The 17820-nt window shown below is 39.3% G+C and carries 10 protein-coding genes and 2 tRNA genes; 5 read left to right on the top strand and 7 right to left on the bottom strand.

What is annotated here, in order from left to right:
* Positions 1-90: 90 nt before the first annotated feature.
* Entirely contained in the window at positions 91-1233 is a 1143-nt protein-coding gene (lpxB, locus tag HMPREF9449_RS14730; protein WP_009138063.1) for a lipid-A-disaccharide synthase, read from the top strand.
* 201 nt (positions 1234-1434) lie between these two features.
* A complete protein-coding gene (locus HMPREF9449_RS14725) occupies positions 1435-2703 on the top strand; it encodes an LruC domain-containing protein (protein WP_009138062.1) in 1269 nt (422 codons plus the stop codon).
* Between the two features lie 169 nt (positions 2704-2872).
* Here HMPREF9449_RS14725 and HMPREF9449_RS14720 read toward each other — a convergent pair whose 3' ends face one another.
* Complete coding sequence (locus HMPREF9449_RS14720; protein WP_009138061.1) at positions 2873-3355, bottom strand: GNAT family N-acetyltransferase; 483 nt, start codon at positions 3353-3355, stop codon at positions 2873-2875.
* A gap of 1 nt (position 3356) precedes the next feature.
* The gene (locus HMPREF9449_RS14715; protein ID WP_009138060.1) at positions 3357-4880 is read right to left on the bottom strand and encodes a hypothetical protein; all 1524 of its coding nucleotides are present in this window, start codon (positions 4878-4880) and stop codon (positions 3357-3359) included.
* Positions 4881-5568: 688 nt separating this feature from the next.
* Here HMPREF9449_RS14715 and HMPREF9449_RS14710 point away from each other — a divergent pair.
* A complete protein-coding gene (locus HMPREF9449_RS14710; RefSeq protein ID WP_009138059.1) occupies positions 5569-7620 on the top strand; it encodes a sensor histidine kinase in 2052 nt (683 codons plus the stop codon).
* Positions 7621-7894: 274 nt separating this feature from the next.
* Here HMPREF9449_RS14710 and araJ read toward each other — a convergent pair whose 3' ends face one another.
* Positions 7895-9082: an MFS transporter AraJ gene (araJ, locus tag HMPREF9449_RS14705; protein WP_009138058.1), complete on the bottom strand. Its 1188-nt coding sequence runs from the start codon at positions 9080-9082 to the stop codon at positions 7895-7897.
* Between the two features lie 539 nt (positions 9083-9621).
* Between araJ and HMPREF9449_RS14700 the strand changes: the two genes are divergently transcribed.
* Positions 9622-10560: a DMT family transporter gene (locus tag HMPREF9449_RS14700; protein WP_009138057.1), complete on the top strand. Its 939-nt coding sequence runs from the start codon at positions 9622-9624 to the stop codon at positions 10558-10560.
* A 257-nt stretch (positions 10561-10817) separates the two neighbouring features.
* On the opposite strand, the gene HMPREF9449_RS14695 is transcribed toward HMPREF9449_RS14700, so the two are convergent.
* The 4 genes from HMPREF9449_RS14695 to tsaD all read right to left on the bottom strand — a co-directional run bounded on the left by HMPREF9449_RS14695 (position 10818) and on the right by tsaD (position 13181).
* Positions 10818-10893, bottom strand: a tRNA-Gly gene (locus HMPREF9449_RS14695).
* 119 nt (positions 10894-11012) lie between these two features.
* A tRNA-Tyr gene (locus HMPREF9449_RS14690) sits at positions 11013-11095 on the bottom strand.
* Between the two features lie 99 nt (positions 11096-11194).
* Positions 11195-12124: an NAD(P)-dependent oxidoreductase gene (locus HMPREF9449_RS14685; RefSeq protein WP_009138056.1), complete on the bottom strand. Its 930-nt coding sequence runs from the start codon at positions 12122-12124 to the stop codon at positions 11195-11197.
* 34 nt (positions 12125-12158) lie between these two features.
* Positions 12159-13181, bottom strand: coding sequence for a tRNA (adenosine(37)-N6)-threonylcarbamoyltransferase complex transferase subunit TsaD (gene tsaD / locus HMPREF9449_RS14680; protein ID WP_147640227.1), 1023 nt, complete (start codon positions 13179-13181; stop codon positions 12159-12161).
* A 163-nt stretch (positions 13182-13344) separates the two neighbouring features.
* Here tsaD and HMPREF9449_RS14675 point away from each other — a divergent pair, with 163 nt between their 5' ends.
* The gene (locus HMPREF9449_RS14675) at positions 13345-17766 is read left to right on the top strand and encodes a translocation/assembly module TamB domain-containing protein (protein ID WP_009138054.1); all 4422 of its coding nucleotides are present in this window, start codon (positions 13345-13347) and stop codon (positions 17764-17766) included.
* Positions 17767-17820: the final 54 nt, after the last annotated feature.

Raw genomic sequence — 17820 nt, 5'->3', positions numbered from 1 at the left:
ATCTTTGCAAAAGAAAGTTACGGCTGAAGGGCTTGAGGGAAGATAAGTGATTGGGAAGCTGTAATCTGCCTAACGTAAATTCTGATTTACATGAAATATTATATTATATCCGGGGAGGCATCGGGAGATTTACATGCTTCTAATTTGATGAAAGGTTTAAAACGGAATGATGAGCAGGCTCAGTTTCGCGGTTGGGGTGGAGATATGATGAGGGAAGCCGGATGTGAAATCGTACGTCATTATAAAGATACGGCCATTATGGGATTCCTGACCGTGTTGAAAAATCTGGGTAAAATTAAAGAAAATATTCGCTTGTGTTGTAAGGATATTACAGAATGGCAACCCGATGTATTAATTCTGGTCGATTATGCCGGTTTTAACTTGAGGGTAGCTAAATTTGCTAAATCTGCTGGTTTTACTGTATTCTATTATATTTCTCCTAAATTGTGGGCCTGGAATACAGGCCGGGTGAAAAAAATCAAAAAATATGTCGACCGGATGTATGTCATTTTTCCTTTCGAGAAGGAATTTTACCAAAAATATAATTATCCGGTAGATTACGAGGGGAATCCTTTGGTCGACGCTATTGCGTTGCGCCCTCACCAGGCTGAGCGTTTTTCAGAATTCATTACTTGCTATCAGTTGCCCGATAAGCCGATCATCGCTTTGTTGGCCGGAAGCCGTTCGCAGGAATTGAAACATGTATTACCGAAAATGTTGTGTATGACCAGGCATTTCCCGGACTATCAATTTATTATAGCAGGTGCTCCTTCTATGACAGAGGAAGATTATGAACCTTATTTGAAAGGGATGAATGTTCCCGTTATCTATGGGCAAACCTATCGGTTATTGAAACAGTCCCGGGCTGCTTTGGTTACTTCCGGCACAGCTACTCTCGAAACGGCTATTTTGAAAACTCCTCAGGTGGTATGTTATAGCGGAGAAGGAGGAGCCTTTAGTTATTTGTTATTTAAGCTTTTTGTCAAGGTCCGTTATATTTCGTTGGTTAATTTAATTATGGGGCAGGAGGTGGTCAAGGAACTTCTGATGCAGCAACTAAATGAAAAAAATATAAAAAAAGAATTACAGCAAATTCTTCCTGAAGGACCTGTGCGGCAAAAAATGTTAAAAAATTATGAGGAGCTCAATCGACGTTTGGGAGAACCGGGAGCTTCAGAGCGGTTTGCCAGGCAAATCGTAAAGGATTTAAGATTTATTTTAGGAAAAAAGTGAATCCCTGATAAGCCGGAAAAGAATTTTTATAAAAAGCCTCTCTTCTTTCGATATGCTGAAAGTATTAAACAAAAAGTTCAGGGTGTTTTTTAAGTAGTTTGGAAATAGAAAAATAATAAATTCATTTTCAAGTGGATAAGATTTGTTTTGTTTTATTAATATTGTATCTTTATCTCGTATTAATAATAAAATAAGAAGGTTATGAAAATGTTTTTATTTAAAATCGTTTTGGTCTTCTTTTTCTTTTCTTTTTTACTTTCTGCCTGCGTCAAGTCGGATTCTTTGAACGGGACAAAGCAGGATAAAGTGACAGATTTGAAAATTCCTGCAGGATTCGACTGGAAGACCTCGGTAGATATCCGTTGTGATTTTACATCCCAACATGATTCCAGAATATATGTTGCACTCTCTCCGAAGGCAGCTCCTTTTGCCTCTTTTATGGTGGGAGAAGGAGTAGATCAGGTAACTTTAAATGTGCCTGCCGCAGCGAAAACTTTGTATGTGCAATATGAAACAGAGAATGGATTATCTGCTATGCAGGAACTTCCGCTTCTGGAAGGTGTCGTTTCTTATCGTGTTCCGGCAGATAGTAAAGAATGTATAGCGGGTGTAACCGCTATTCCCGGTTCGACGGATGAAAAGCCTAATGCTGACCGTAAAGATAATGTGATTTATTATCCTGCGAACGGATGGGGTACTCTGATGTTTGAAGATTTATGGCCGGAATATGGAGATTACGATTTAAACGATCTTGTCGCTAATTTTAAAGTTCAGTTGTATATAGACAAGAAGAATAAAGTAGAAGCGATCTTAGTCGGTGTGCGTATAAACGCTGTCGGAGGGATCTTCCCTTATGAATTTTATTTGCATTTAATGGGTGTGAAAAGTACGGATATTGACGAAATTGTTCCTTACAATAGCGTGAATGCTTCTCCTTCTTGTGATTTTGTTGCTGTAAAGCCTGCCAATGGGGATGATGCTCTTTTCCTTTTTAAAGAGGTGAAAAATAATGCAAACTGTCCTGCTGGTGGACAATATTTGAATACAGAGCCGGGATATGAAATGGCGGAAAAAGATTTAGTCGAAGTTGCTTATATGCTCTACTTAAAAGATCCTTTGCCTTTAAATAAAGTGTTATACGATTCTTTTGATTTCTTTATTGGAAATTCATCTGTTCGAAAAGAAATTCATATTAACGGTTATAAGCCGGTTCTCTTTGATCAGGTTACGTACGTAAAATATAGAAATGAAAGCTCGAATACCGATAAATCGAATGATTTTTACACTTCGAACACTCATTTAATTTGGGGAATAAAAGTGCCTGCCGCTATTCCGCATGCTTATGAAAAAGTTGAGTTTACTTTGGCTTACCCGAACTTTGCGGCTTGGGCTCAATCCGGAGGAAAACAGTGTCAGAATTGGTATGAGAATACGGGGAACAACCGGGTGAGTAGTAAACTAATCCCATAATCCCCCCTCCAAGGGGACGGACCTTTTTGGCTGATTTTTATCAAATCTTTCTATTTTTTAATTTAAATAAAAACTATTTTCGCTCTAAATTAGAAATTATTCTAATTAACCAGAATAAGTTCCTTTTTATTCTTCATAAAAATCAGCCAAAAAGGTCCGTCCCTCTTTGCTAAAATTTTAGGCGAAAAATTTCGGATACAGCAGTAAAACCGTTTTTCCGGAAAAAATCGTGGGCAGAATGATTATCTATACCCGATTCCAGGTAACAGTTTTGTATTCCTTGTGCTTTGAGGCTGTCTAAGGCTTGGGTCAGTAATTGCTGTCCGATATGTTTTCCCCGGTGTGCCGGGGCGACTCCTAAATCGAAAACGACCCCATAAGGTTCAGCTCCGTCATTTGAAATACCGAATAAGGTAAATCCCACTATTTCCCCTTTTTCTTCATACAATAGGATCGTATTTTCAGGATTGCCGGATTGCCTGTCCAGATATTGAAGCCATTTTGTCTTGTAATCCTGCGCCAGTTGTCCCCGGTCTGTAGCAATTCCCATTTGGAGTTCTCCGTGTGAAATATAAGCTTTGTGTGCTTCTATAAGAGCGGAAAAAAATTCACAAAGGGCTAATCGGTCTGTTGTGGTGTATTTTCGAATCATTTTAAGAATAATTATCGCGTTTATAAATTTTTCTTTGTTTTATATAGCGGACTGTCATTTTCAGCAGGACGATCAGTCCATATGCTATACCAATAGAGGTAATTATAACCAAAACAATGGCTGTCTGTCGTCCAAGAGCTTTGGATAAACCGGCCAGTAAAGGTACATTTTCACCCTGTAAAACTACACTAAAAAGGGAAGCGACAGAAATAAACAGAAGGATATATTTCGTGTCGTTGGATTGTCGTATCTCGATGACATTATTGGCATTATTCAAGGATTTATCTACTCGCCTGAGGATTTTATCCAATTGTTTTTCATCTTCTTCAATTTTTAAATTCCGGGCTGTTTCATAAAACATATGTTTGTGCGACATATACCGCAGGTAGCGGACAGAATCCAACTCTAGCAGGATGTTGGATAATTTTACACTGAGACGTGCATTTTGTTCAATCATATTGTGAATATTTTCATTTCCGGCATTTCTGGAATTATAAATATATTTATTCAACACATAATTGATTGTATGTTTTTTAGCTAATAAAATTTCCAACAAGACAAGATATTCGGGCCAGCTAACATGATAGCGGTCTCTTCTGCCCAAATGTTCTTGCCAGTCGGTGGGAGCTTCGTTGCCTCTTTTTCCATAGGTACCGAAAACGACGCTCATGTTTTCGTTGGTTAGAACCAAGTCGTCGGTGTCGATAGCTATATTTTTGCCGCAAACCTCTTTAAAGCTGGAGTCCATTCGGTAAGGCCATTCTTCAGGATAAAGAGTCATTAATCCAACCAGTTCTGCCTGATGAGCTGTTTCTATGTGTTGGATGATATCGTCTTCCTGCATATGTGAAAAATTGATATCGCCTTGATGACCTATGGATTCCCAGATATCAATAAATATATAATTATGGGCCGGGTAATAAAATTTATTTTCGGAAGATGTATCGAAAAATTTCCGGTAACGTTTTTGTATTTCTTCGAACGTGATTTGGGGCTCTTGTGCAACTTTTTCGCAATATTGTCCCTCTGCATTGAGATGAAGATTGCAGAATTTTACTTTTTTCAGCGCCCCGTCTATCTCTTGTTTTTCGGCTTCTTGATTATACACCCAATGTTCTACATGTTGTATAATGCCTGCAATGACGATTAATTGATCTGTATTAAAGGGTTCACTGATCTGGCAGAAAGAGGTATCGTTAATTTTTCCTCCGGGAGGGACAATAATGCGATAAGAAATTTCAACGGTTGTATTGAAGAATACGGCTGCCCATACGTGTACATGTCCTTTTAAGATGGCTGTATTCGGTTTGTCAATAGTGATGTCAATATCAAAACCTACCAGTTCGTAGCGATTTACGATTTTGTCTTTGTGGGTAAAAAGTTGTTCGTCTATATTCCCTTCTGTTATAGGTTTTATAAAACTTCCCTTTGGAATTTTTATTTCAGGAGAGGTAAAGGTTTGAATCAATAAGATCGAAAATTCGTTATAAAGCAAACCCCATTTGCATTGACCTTGATTTTTCATGACAGCACGATTTTTTACAAATATAGAGAATTGCAAATATTTTTCTGAATACATCGTAGGAAAGTTTGGTACTATTTAATTCCCCGATAGCCTGTTTGGAACCGCGAGAAGATAAAAATTCTTTTAGCCGGTAGCAATCGTAATATGTCTTTAGTTAAAAGAATTTTAAATAATTGTATGCGTTAGATATATTTATTTTCCTTTGTCGAAGAGGTGATAAAGGTTGATCGTATCCTGTATTGCTTCAAATTGATCTGTCGTCTGGGATCATTAAGCCTGTAATCGATTTAATTGTTTGAGCAGAAATAAAAAAAGGAGATCAGTTAAGCTTTTGATTCCCTTAATGGAACACATTATAAATTTTAGGGGCAATACATTATTTTTATGCTTCTGCTTTTCAGGGGAAAGATGCTCCAGGATTGTGGGAATTATTTCGGTATTGCCTATAAAATTTGTTCTAAGGTAAATATATAATTGAATTATCACTATTTTGCGGCGGCTGTAAAATTACCGGATTTACACAAAAAATTGGGGTCAGAAGTAGATTATCAATTGGATTACACTTGGATGAGGGATGTAAAATTAGCTGTTGGTTGAGGAAAAAATAGGTTATAAAAAGAAAGAAGAAATTTTTATAATATATTATTATATCTAATTTTGTAGCATAAATCAAATAATAGGTATGTTTATGCGGGATCCGATAACTAAAAAGATATTGGAAATCTTATTTTTCGGTATTTTTTTGATGTTCCCCTGTCGTTTACAAGCGGTGGTAGCCCCGGTTGATAGTTTACGTAATTTGTTAAAGACTACGCCCGATGTAAAACAGAGGCTTGAAATTTATGTACATTTAGCGGATTTATATGCTGATTCCCTTCGTATTTCAACTAACTACTGGCAAGGTGCTCTTACGGAAGCCATTAAAGCTAATGATGAGTGTACTAAAAAGATGGCATTCATTCGCTTAATGAAACGGTATGCTGCCCGGAATGATAAAAAAATGCAAGAAATTCTAAAACTTGCTAAAGAAGTGCTTCCAGAGCAACATAATGCTTTATTTAATTCTTATCTGCGTGTTTCGGCAATTTGGATAAAAATTAAGGTTACGAGTTCTTTAACCGTTATAGATAAAGAACTGGAGCGTTTAAAAAAAAGAGAAGGAGAACAGATGACTCCGGAAGAGCGGATTGAGTGGGAATTTCTTACCGGCCTTTCCATTGATTATTCTTCGCTTATTACCGGAGCCTATGAAAATATAGCTCAAGCTATCCCTTATATCGAACGGACACTGAAGATGCTGGAGGACTATCCCTTGGAAGAGAGGGTTTACTTTGAAGAGTTGTGTCGCTCTGAATTAAGTGATTTGTATTTATCCCAACGTGACAAACGTGCTGCCGACGAAATCAAGAAAATGGCAAAATTAAGTCAACAAGGAGCGAGGTTGCTTTCTACTTTTCAGCGTCCTTTTTATGATGATTCGAAATATAAAATGTCTATTTATATTAAGCTGATTTTTTTACGTGATTTAATTACCAAGGAAGAAGCGACGGAATATTATCAGGAATTTATGCGGTTGGCCAAAGAAAAAAAGCAAATGCGTGAGAGATATGATGTTAGTAGTCGCTATTATCAATATATGGGTGATTATAAGAAAGCCATTGCTTATATTGATTCGACTCTACTTTATCAGTTGTTCGATTCTGTAAATTTGCCTTCTATTTATTTTGTCCAAGCCAGGTTGTACGAAAAGACTGGAGATTATCGGCGTGCTTACAAAGCTATCCGTAAGTGTGATAGTTTGCGGGTCACTATTCGTGCCAAAGATGCCCAACACAAATTAGCTGAAATGCAGACCCGTTTTGATGTCAATAAATTGCAGCTGGATAAAATCCGTTTGGAAAATCGGAATAAGCAAATAGCATTGATCGGTATGTTAGCTCTTTTACTGGTTTCTCTAGGATGGAGTCTTTATCAACGGAGAGTTGTACGCAAACTTAGGTATATGCAGGAATGTCTGCTTAAGGCGAATGCTGAGGTCTTGAAACAGAGAGAGAAAGCAATGGAAAGTGAAAAAATGAAAACGGCTTTTTTAAATTCGATGTGTCATGAGATCCGAACCCCACTTAATGCCATTAATGGTTTTTCCAATTTAATCCTGGACGATTCTTTTTCTACAGAAGAAAAAATGAAATTTCAGGGGTTGATGCAAAACAATACCATAGAACTGACCTATCTGTTAAATAATATATTGGAATTGTCCCGGCTTATCAGTTCCGAGGAACCTTTGTCGCTGGAGCCGTGTGATGTATGCTCTCTTTGTAAAGAAAAAATAAGGGCCTTGAGGCAGCGATTCACTTTTGAAGAGGTATCGTGTATCGAAGTCATTGAAGAGGAGGAATTTTTATTTTATACTCATCCATTTTACCTTTCTTGTGTGCTTGATAATTTGTTGAGTAATGCTGCTAAATTTACAGAAAAAGGAGAGATCCGTTTGAGCTGTCATTTGGACTCGGTGAAACAACAGTTGATTATTGCTGTTTCAGATACCGGTATGGGTATTCCTTTGGATAAACAGGAATGGGTATTTGAGCGTTTTACGAAAATAGATAGCTTTAAGCCCGGTACTGGTTTGGGATTATATATGTGTCGTATCATTATTTCCCGTCTAGGGGGTACGATTCAGGTAGATTCTGATTACACTTCCGGTTGCCGGATTGTAATTTGTTTACCTTCTCACTGATGGATTTTGAAAATTTATAGCTTGTTTTTGAGTTGATTTCCCGGCTGTTTTTGATTGTTGCTGAAATTCAGAGGGGGAGTCTTTTTCTCTTCTAACAAGCGATTCCATCTTCCATTTTTATGGTCGTAATTCAGCAGCCTATCGTCCGGATTTTCGATTTTTTGTTGCCTCTATTGCCTGGGAACATTGAAGGTTGGAAAGCGAGTGCTCAAAAGTTCGAGCGTGTTTTAAATTTCTGAACGCTTAGGAGCGATTTCTTTTCAATGAGATGGCATTATTTTGCTTTATCGGAAGACAATGTTTTTGACCTTTTGTAAGATTTTGTTTCGTATTTCCTAGAAAATACGATCAGTAAAATACATCCCAGAAAGGCAAAAGGTACGCCGATCAAGGCCGGGTACTGATAACCCAAACCTGCTTTCAGGGGCAAAGCGCCGAGAGTGGCACCCAAGGCATTTCCCAAATTAAAAGCGACTTGTATACAGGCGGCCCCCAGAAGTTCACCCCCTTTAGCGAAATGAAGAATGGAAACCTGCAAAGGACTGGAGACGGCAAACAATCCCATAGTACAAAGGAACATCAGTAAAGCCGTAAGCCAATCGATGCGGGCAGCAAAGAAAATGGACAATAAGGCGAAGCCGATTGTTATTTGGGTAACAGCGGCTACCCGTCCGGGAGTATATTTGTCGGCCAAACGTCCTCCGAGTAGGTTACCCACTACCATGCCGCCTCCTGCCAGAATCATCAGCAAGGTAATACTGTTTGCAGAAAAGCCGGATACGTGGGTCAGAAGCGGATTAATGTAACTATACCAGCAGAACACACTACCATTGCCAAACATCGTGGCACCGAGAATAAGCCAAGGTGCGGTTGTTTTCAGGAAGTGGAATTGTCCTTTAAAACCGGTATCAGGAAGTCCCTCTACCTGAGGCACCCATTTCCATATAAAATAAAGTACGATAACTCCCCAAATTCCGACAAGCAGAAACGTAAGCCGCCAGGATAACAGAGTACTCAGAGAAGTGCCGAGAGGGACTCCGAAAAGGTTGGCTATGGTCATGCCGGCAATCATAATAGAAACCGCTTCCGAACCTTTTCCTTTGTCTGCCAGTTTTTCCGCTACAATAGAAGCCACTCCGAAATAAGCTCCATGGGGCAGACCGGAGATAAAGCGGGCTCCGATCATAAACCAATAATGGGGAGAGAGTGCTGCACAAATGTTTCCGATCATCATGATGGTAACCAATCCTAATAGTATATTTTTTAGCGGTAACTTGCGGGCTAGAGTTAACATCGGGGCTCCTGCACAAACGCCGAGGGCGTAGGCTGAAATTAAATGTCCCGCTGTTGGAATGCTGATATGCAGTTCTTTCGCTACATAGGGTAAGATAGCCATCATGACAAATTCTGCTATGCCCAGGCCGAGAGTACCGAATCCTAATGCAATAAGACTCTTTTTCATAACACTAAAATTTAGATAGATAAAAAATTGGAACACTGTTATGGGAATGTCCAGTTCTTTTATCGAAAAAATGCCGTTTCATGTTAACCGATTAGGTGGGTTTTGTTTATGCTGGAATTGTTTTATTTTGATGAGCCATACCAGGAGATACAGACAGATAACTGATGCAAAGTGAGACTTACAACATAACGGTCAGCAAAACAGCTTTATTGTTTAAGGGAATACACTGATTTTCAGCGTTTTTTCTTTTTCCATAAACCGCCAGTAAGTAAATTATTCAGGTCAGACCAACTCCTTGTCTAAACCGGCGTAAAAATAATTATAATTTTTTATATGTACATCTTGAGGTACTTCAAGAATGCAGGACGTTTCCTATGTGTTTAACATTCATCCAACGGCAGGGGAATGAGTAAACTTTCGGTTCTGTTTAAAAGGGATTCGGGGAAGTTTGAATACCCTTAACCGCTGAAACGTTAATCCTTTTTAGTGAGAATACATTCCTTTGAAAAATGCTACTTTTGTCGTCAAATTTAATTCCTATGAATGTAAAAGCTAAAGGTTATATTTTAGGTGCTATTGCTGCGGCTACCTATGGGATGAATCCCTTGTTCGCACTCCCTTTATACAAAACAGGTATGGATCCGGATTCGGTTCTTTTTTTCAGATATCTGTTCGCTATCCCTCTACTCGGTATTATGATTAAGGCGAGAGGAAGAAATTTCAAATTGAAACGCAAGCAAATCCTACCTTTAATTATCATGGGTTTATTAATTTCAATTTCTTCTCTTGCTTTGTTTCAGAGTTATAATTATATGGAAGCCGGGATTGCATCGACACTCTTATTTGTCTATCCGATTATGGTAGCTCTGATCATGTCATTCTTCTTTAAAGAAAAATTAACGATACAAACCGTTTTATGTATTTTATTGGCTTTGGCTGGAATCGGCCTACTTTATAAGGGTGGGGATGGAGCGACGCTTAGTCTGGTGGGCATAGGTTTGGTTATGGCTTCTTCTCTTTCTTATGCTATCTATATTGTGGGGGTGAATCAATCGGTGTTGAAAGATGTAGCGACATTGAAATTAACTTTCTATGTGTTGCTTTTTGGACTTACGTTGTTTTTGGTACGAGTCGATTTCGGTGTACATTTGTTTATAGTAGACAAATGGTATTTATGGGGAAATCTTCTTGCACTAGCTGTTTTTCCGACGGCTATCTCTTTTCTCTGTACGACCCGGGCCGTACAATATATCGGTTCTACTCCAACTGCTATTCTGGGGGCTTTAGAACCTGTAACAGCTGTTTTCTTTGGGGTTACAATCTTTGGAGAATCCCTGACACCCAGATTGATCGGCGGAATATTGATGATTATTCTTGCTGTTACTTTAATTATCGTCGGAAGCAATATAACTATCTACCTGGTGCGTTTCAGAAAACTTTTCCCCAAACTACCCCTTAAACACAAGACCCGGGGATGAGAGTAGGTGTCATTATCGGTTTCCCTTCTCTTTTTACACAGTAGGGACGTGCCCTAATGTGTAATTTTTGCCCCTAAGAAATTCAGAAGATAATCAAGTTTAAAAGGAGTTCTGTTTTTCACAAAAAGGTCCGTCCCTCTTTGCGCAAAATCTTGTCAAAACATTTTAAACAATTTGTACACAGAATCCGTGTTCAGGTGTATAAATGAAAAAGAGGTACAGCTTCTTGCTATACCTCTAAATTTCTGTTTGTTAACTGGAGCGGAAAACGGGACTCAAACCCGCGACCCCCAGCTTGGAAGGCTAGTGCTCTATCGACTGAGCTATTTCCGCAAACTATAGGTTACCGTTCTACAGAACGGACTCGTCTTGCTTGCCGGTCCGTGAGAAGGAACCAAATAAATCTTAAAGAACGAAAAAGAAATATTTTCTTTTACTAATTTTAAAATTCGTGGGGAGAGCAGGATTCGAACCTACGAAGACATAAGTCAGCAGAGTTACAGTCTGCCCCAGTTGGCCGCTTTGGTATCTCCCCTTTCAAAGAACGCTATTTTCTTTAGCGGGTACAAATATAGGGTAAATAGTTTATTTTACAAATTATTTTTCTAAAAACCCGGAATTTTTCTTTTCTTGCTTAGTTGACTACGTTTGTTGGTTTCCCGTTCAGGTAATTTCGTATATTGTCCAAAGCTTCTTGAGCCATAGCAATTCTACCGTCATAGGTTGCCGTACCGATATGGGGTACTAAAATGACGTTGTCTAAAGAATATAACAATTCCGTGATATGAGGTTCTCGCTCGAATACGTCCAGAGCAGCTCCTGCTATTTGTCGTTTCTCTAAAAAACGACTTAAAACTTCTTCATCTATGACAGCTCCCCGGGCTGTATTGATCAGAAAAGCCGTCTTCTTCATCAATCCCAATTCCCGCTCTCCGATTAAATGGTGGGTAACTTCTGTCAGGGGGGTATGGATAGAGATAAAATCGGATTCTTTAAGTAAAGAATCCAAATCTGTTTTCTTATAGCCAGGAACTTCTGTTTTTCGGTTGTAATAAAGGATATTCATACCAAAGGCTGCAGCCTTGCAGGCTACATTTTGTCCGATATGTCCCATACCGATGATCCCTAATGTCTTGCCTCTCAAACCGTACCCTAAGTTTTTCATGACACCCCACATCCCTTCTCTTTCCGTTCGGATCCTGCGGTCGAATTCTCCGATCCGTCGGGCAATTCCTAGTAGTAAGGCCATACATAATTCCGCTGTAGGATCGCATACCGATTCGGGGGTATTGCAAACGGTAATCCCTTTTTTTCGGGCATATTGGATGTCAATATTATTATATCCTACTCCGTAATTACTGATAAGCTTTAATTTTTTTCCTGCGTCTATTATTTCTTTATCGATAGGGCGACTGAAAATAGCTAACAGAATATCGTATTCCGGAAGCATCCGGATGATTTCCTCTTTTGTCAATTTTTCTCCTTCAGGGAAAGTGATTTCCCAGTCGGTGGGGAGATTTTTGAACGGTTCACGGGGAATGTCGTAAGTGACCAGAATCTTCATGGCTTAAGTGTTCAAATGTTTAAGAGTCCAAATGTTATTCAAGTATGGTTCGGGCAAAGGGGATGGCATCCAAGCCGACGAATTGTCCGGCTAAAAATTTATAATAGCCAGTGACAGCTACCATTCCGGCATTGTCCAAAGAAAAACCCAAGCGGGGGATGAAAACCTCCCAACCGGATTTCTCCGCTTCCTTATGTACGGCATTTTGGAGAGCGGAGTTTGCTGAAACACCTCCGCCGATTGCAATTTGTCGTATACCTGTTTGTCTGGCCGCCTTTTTGAGTTTTGTCAAAAGGATATCGACTACTGTTTTTTGTAGAGAGGCACAGAGGTCATTCAGGTTTTCTGCAATAAAATCCGGATTTTTTTTCAATTCATCCCGGATAAAATAGAGAAAAGAGGTTTTCAATCCACTGAAACTATAGTCTAATCCGGGGATTTGGGGTTTATTGAATACAAAGCGGTCGGGATTACCGGTTTTTGCCAGGCGGTCGATAACCGGGCCTCCGGGATAAGGTAATCCCATCACTTTTGCACATTTGTCGAAAGCTTCTCCGGCAGCGTCGTCAATGGTCTGACCGATCATCTCCATGTCCAGATAATCGTGTACAACAATCAGTTGTGAATTGCCTCCCGACACCAGTAACGTCAAAAAAGGGAAACTGGGTTGACGGCTTTCTACTCCGGGTTCTTTGATAAAATTAGCCAGAATATGGGCTTGGAGGTGATTAACTTCAATCATGGGGATCCGATTCGCTATGGCAAAACCTTTGGCAAAAGAAGTTCCGACCAGTAAGGAACCTAATAGTCCGGGGCCCCGGGTATAAGCTATGGCATGGATGTCCTGAATACCGATACCGGCTTTTCGGATTGCTTCCGAGACTACCGGAATAATATTTTGCTGATGAGCTCTGGATGCCAATTCCGGAACAACTCCGCCGTAAGCTTCGTGGACCTTTTGGCTGGCGATAATATTGGATAATACAACTCCATCTTTTAAAATAGCAGCAGAAGTGTCGTCGCAGGACGATTCAATTCCTAGTATAACAGTCATGATAAATGAATTAAAATTGAAATAAAGTTAAAAGCTTTAAATCGGAGATTTAGCCTTTATCTTTCGTGCTCAATCTCTTTCAAATATTGTGCAATATTAATACTTTTGCCTTCAAACTAAAAATCGTGGGGGTATAAAAAATTTTTTTCGCATATTATTCTATAGTGTGTCGGGGTGTCTGTTGGTACTTCTGATCCTTTATGCTTCCCTGCATAGTTCGTATGTACAAACTTATTTGGTTCGTTTGTTTACGGATAAAATCGAGCAGACGACGGGAGTGAAAATACAGATTGGGGGAGTGGATTTCCGTCCGATGAAATCGCTAATATTGAATGATGTCTTATTAAAAGATTACCGGAACGATACCTTGTTGTATTGTGAAAATTTCCGGGTTAAAATTGATTCTTTCCGTTTTTCCACTCAAAGTTTTACTGTAAGGGATATTACTTTCGAGCGGGCTTACTTTAATTTGTGGATAGTGAGGGGAGAAGGGGAAGAAGAGGCTAAAATGAATCTGGACGTTTTTTTGAATTCTTTGCAGAAAGGGAGTGAGAAGCATCCGGAAACCTTGTCGGGGAGCAGCAACTGGACTGTAAATCTGAGAAAAATTCAAGTCAGGGATTCCCGAGTCGTTTATAAAGAAAACGAGTATGAGCCGGTAGATTATGGTATCAATTGGACGGATATCGAATGTCGTCAAGTGAATGTAGATATTACAGAGCCGGATTTTTCCGGAGGAAAATTCGCTGTACGGATATCCGGGCTGAGCTTGGAAGAAAAATCCGGATTCGGGATTCGGGATATGGGGGGGCTGGTAACAGCTGCTGATTCTAATTTATTGATTCAAGAGTGTAAAATTTATACGGAACGAAGTTTTCTGGATTTGGAAAAATTGGAATTCAATTGGATTCCCGGTCGTCGGTATTGGCGGAATTTTACAACCAAAATGCAACAATACTACCGTTTGGGAAATTCCGAGGTCAGTTTTATTGATTTAGCCTATTTCAATGGCATTTTACGGGGAATTGACAATACTGTGAAATGTCGGGGAATCGTTTCTAACACGGTGAATCGGATTGAAGGACATCAGTTGGTATTTGCTTTGGGAAAGGATTCGCATTTCAGAGGAAGTTTTAAATCTCACGGTTTACCTGATGTGTGGAATACTGTTTTTGAAATTCATCTACAAGATGCCTATTTAAGTCCGGAAGATTTGGAAACGATCTATCTGCCTTGGTTTGAACAAAATATAAAAGTACCTGCTCCTTTGCATCATCTGCCTCGTTTTGAACTTGACGGGACATTTAAAGGGAAGATTACAGATTTTATTTTTTTAGTCAGTAGCCGGACAGAAGGGCTAAAAGGGGATTTGAAATTGGTGTATGCTCCTTATGGAGCAGATTCTCTGGGATGTTCTAAAATTTCCGGGGATTTTGATTTTCCTGTCGTTCACTTTGGAAAATTGGGGGGAACTGATTTGTTGAAGTATGGTTCTATGAACGGAAATTATGAGGGGTATATGGATGATTCGCATACGACGGTTGATTTGTGGAGTAAAATGCCTTTTCTTCAGGTCGGCCAAGGAAAGTTCCGAAATGCTTCAGTGTCGTTGTCGGTAAAGGATGACGTATCCAATATCTTGTATTCCTTGGATAATGACAGTGTACGGTTTACAGCAGCTTTAAACTATAATCCGAGGGGAGGTGTCGATTTTTGGGGAGCTAAAGGATTTGTAGAAGTGAATAATCTTTCCGATTTCGGTTGGGCTTTGACAGAAGGAAAGGAGACTGTAAAAACGGATTTCGATTTGGTTTTTGCGGAGCAGAATAAGCACAATCATTTTTTTAATTTCACTCTTTCCGATTTTTCGTATACGGGTCCGCAGGGGCATTTTTCTTTAGACAATGTCGGATTGGAAAATCGTTTAGATAACGGCTATTATATGACCAGCCTGCTTTCTGATGTCGCTGATGCCCAAATTGAAGGACATTATACCGGTGTATATCCTTTGGCGTTTACAGAAAAATTAATACAGAGCTATCTTCCCGCTTTCCGGCAGAAAAAGAGAAAATTATCCAAAGAAGAAAATATAGATTTCCGGTATGATATTGTAGTAAAAGATGTCCGGAAAGTTTTAAAGGCGCTATATCCTCAGTTTAATATTTCGGAAGGCAGTAAAATTGCTGCTTATTATGGAAAAGACAAGGCCATTCATTTGAAAATGAATGCGGATACCCTTCAATACCGGGATTTTTGCCTGACGGCATCGGAAATAAACATGGAAGGAGATGCGGAACGTTTACAATTGGTCTATACAGCGGATAAATTTGAATACGGGGATATGTCCCGTTTGTATAACGTTCGCAACACTTTGGCTTTAGGAGATAATAATGTAAGTAATAAATTGATATGGAGTAATTGGGAAACCCAGACGTATAGCGGGGAATTATCTGCAGATATAAGATTTGTTCCCCAAGGAGAGGCGGACTATCTGACTGAAATCTGTATTAATCCCGGGGTAATCATATTATCCGACAATGTTTGGCAGGTTGGTAAATCGAGAATCAAGGCGGAGGATAAAGAGATTGACATTGAGGATTTCCGGATCAGTAAGGGAAATCAATTTTTGTCTGTAAACGGAAGTATTTCAAAAAATCCGGAAAAAGAACTTTCCATTCAAGTCAATCAGTTCGATCTGGCAGAATTCAGCCGTATCCTTACGGATAACCGTTTAAACCTGTTTGGAATGGCCAGTGGGGAGGTTATTGTACAGGATTATTATAAAGACAATTTGTTGTATTCAGATGTGAAAGTAGAGAATTGGGGAATTACGCGCGATACTTTGGGTACATTGAGATTATTGTCTGCTTGGGATGTGGATAGCAATGCCGTCATCCTGCGGGCTAAAAATGAAGTCGGGTCTGCCATACCGCTTCAAGTGTCGGGGTATTATCAGCCTTTGACAGATCAGGTCAATGTAGATATTCAGTTGTCAGAAATCGGTTTGGATCGTTTGGGGAGATACGCTTCCGATTATTTTACGGAGAGTAAGGGAGGAATATCCGGTAGAATCAGGCTTTCTGGTCCCAGTGCTCATCCTGATTTTTCCGGTCGCTTGTTTTTGGATTCTGTGTACCTCCACCTAAGAGATATGAATACTTCCTTTTTCATGAACGATAGTATATACATCGATCGAAGCGATTTTATCTTAAAAGATTTTGTGGTAAAGGATATACAGAACAATGTATCCGTATGTTCCGGGCGTTATCGATTTTGGGAAAAACGCTACGATCTGAATATCACTTCCCGTAATTTCCTGTTGTTAAATACTTCTTCCAGCCAGAATGAATCTTTTTACGGGACTGTTTATATCAGTGGTCTGACCAACATCAATAATCGGGAGGATATGACCAATATTACGGTTAATGTTCGTCCGGAGAAAAATTCCCGTTTATTTATCCCCTTGACTTCAGCTTTATTGGAGGAAGACGGTAATTTCCTGCATTTTATTAACCCCAATCAGCCGTCGCGGAGAAGAGGAAGTATACCGAATAACAGTAATAATCTGACCTTAAATGCCAATCTGGAATTAAACGATAACCTGGAGGTTCAGGTGGTCTTTGATCCTACTATCGGTGATATTCTGCGGACCAAAGGAAACGGAGATATAAAAGTTACTCTGGATCAGGATGGATTGATTAATATGTTCGGCGAATATAAAATCTCCAAAGGAGATTATTTATTTACGCTGAGTAATTTATTGAATAAAAAGTTTATACTTACTCCGGGAGGGAGTATTAGCTGGAATGGTTCACCTTACGATGCTACGATCGATATCAATGCGATCTATAACTTGAAGACATCTTTGTACGAATTATTGACTAGTAGTAATTCCAATACCGACCGATCGACTAAGGTACCGGTCGAATGTATTTTGAATCTGAGTGATAACTTAACCAATCCTTTGGTCAAGTTTAATATTAATTTCCCGACTTTGGATACACAAACCAAAGGCTTCGTACAAAGTCTTTTTGCAAGTCAGGATGAAATTAATAAACAGGTATTTTCGTTGTTGATTCTGAATAAATTCTATACTCCCGATTACATGAATTCCACGGACATGGCAGAACGGAATGCTGGTTATCAGGCTGGGGTGACGACGGCAACGGAGCTGGTATCCAATCAACTTTCCCGTTGGTTGTCACAGATCAGTAATAATTTTGATATCGGGTTTTCCTATCGTCCCGGAGATAATATTACGACAAATGAAATTGAAGTAGCTCTTTCTACACAAATCCTGAACGACCGGGTGACTTTATCTGCGAATGGGAATGTGGATGTAGGGGGGACGAAAAATGTGACTTCTAATTCGACCAATAGCAGCAATATAGCCGGAGATTTCGACGTTGAAGTGAAGTTGAATAAACAAGGGACACTAAAATTGAAAGCTTATTCCCATACGGATGAAAAAATTGTTTACAATGCGACGGAGACAATTCAGGGAGTCGGTGTTTCTTATCAGGAAACTTTTGACACTTTCCGGGAATTGTTGCACAGATATTTTGCTTTTCTGAGAAAGAAAAAATAATAAATTATTTCCTTTTCTCTCGTTCTGTTTTTCCTGGATAGCGATTTTCCTCTG

It is taken from the genome of Odoribacter laneus YIT 12061 (assembly GCF_000243215.1).
GTDB lineage: Bacteria > Bacteroidota > Bacteroidia > Bacteroidales > Marinifilaceae > Culturomica > Culturomica lanea.
The sequence above is the reverse complement of the archived record's forward strand: the minus strand, read 5'-3'. Positions and strand labels throughout refer to the sequence as shown.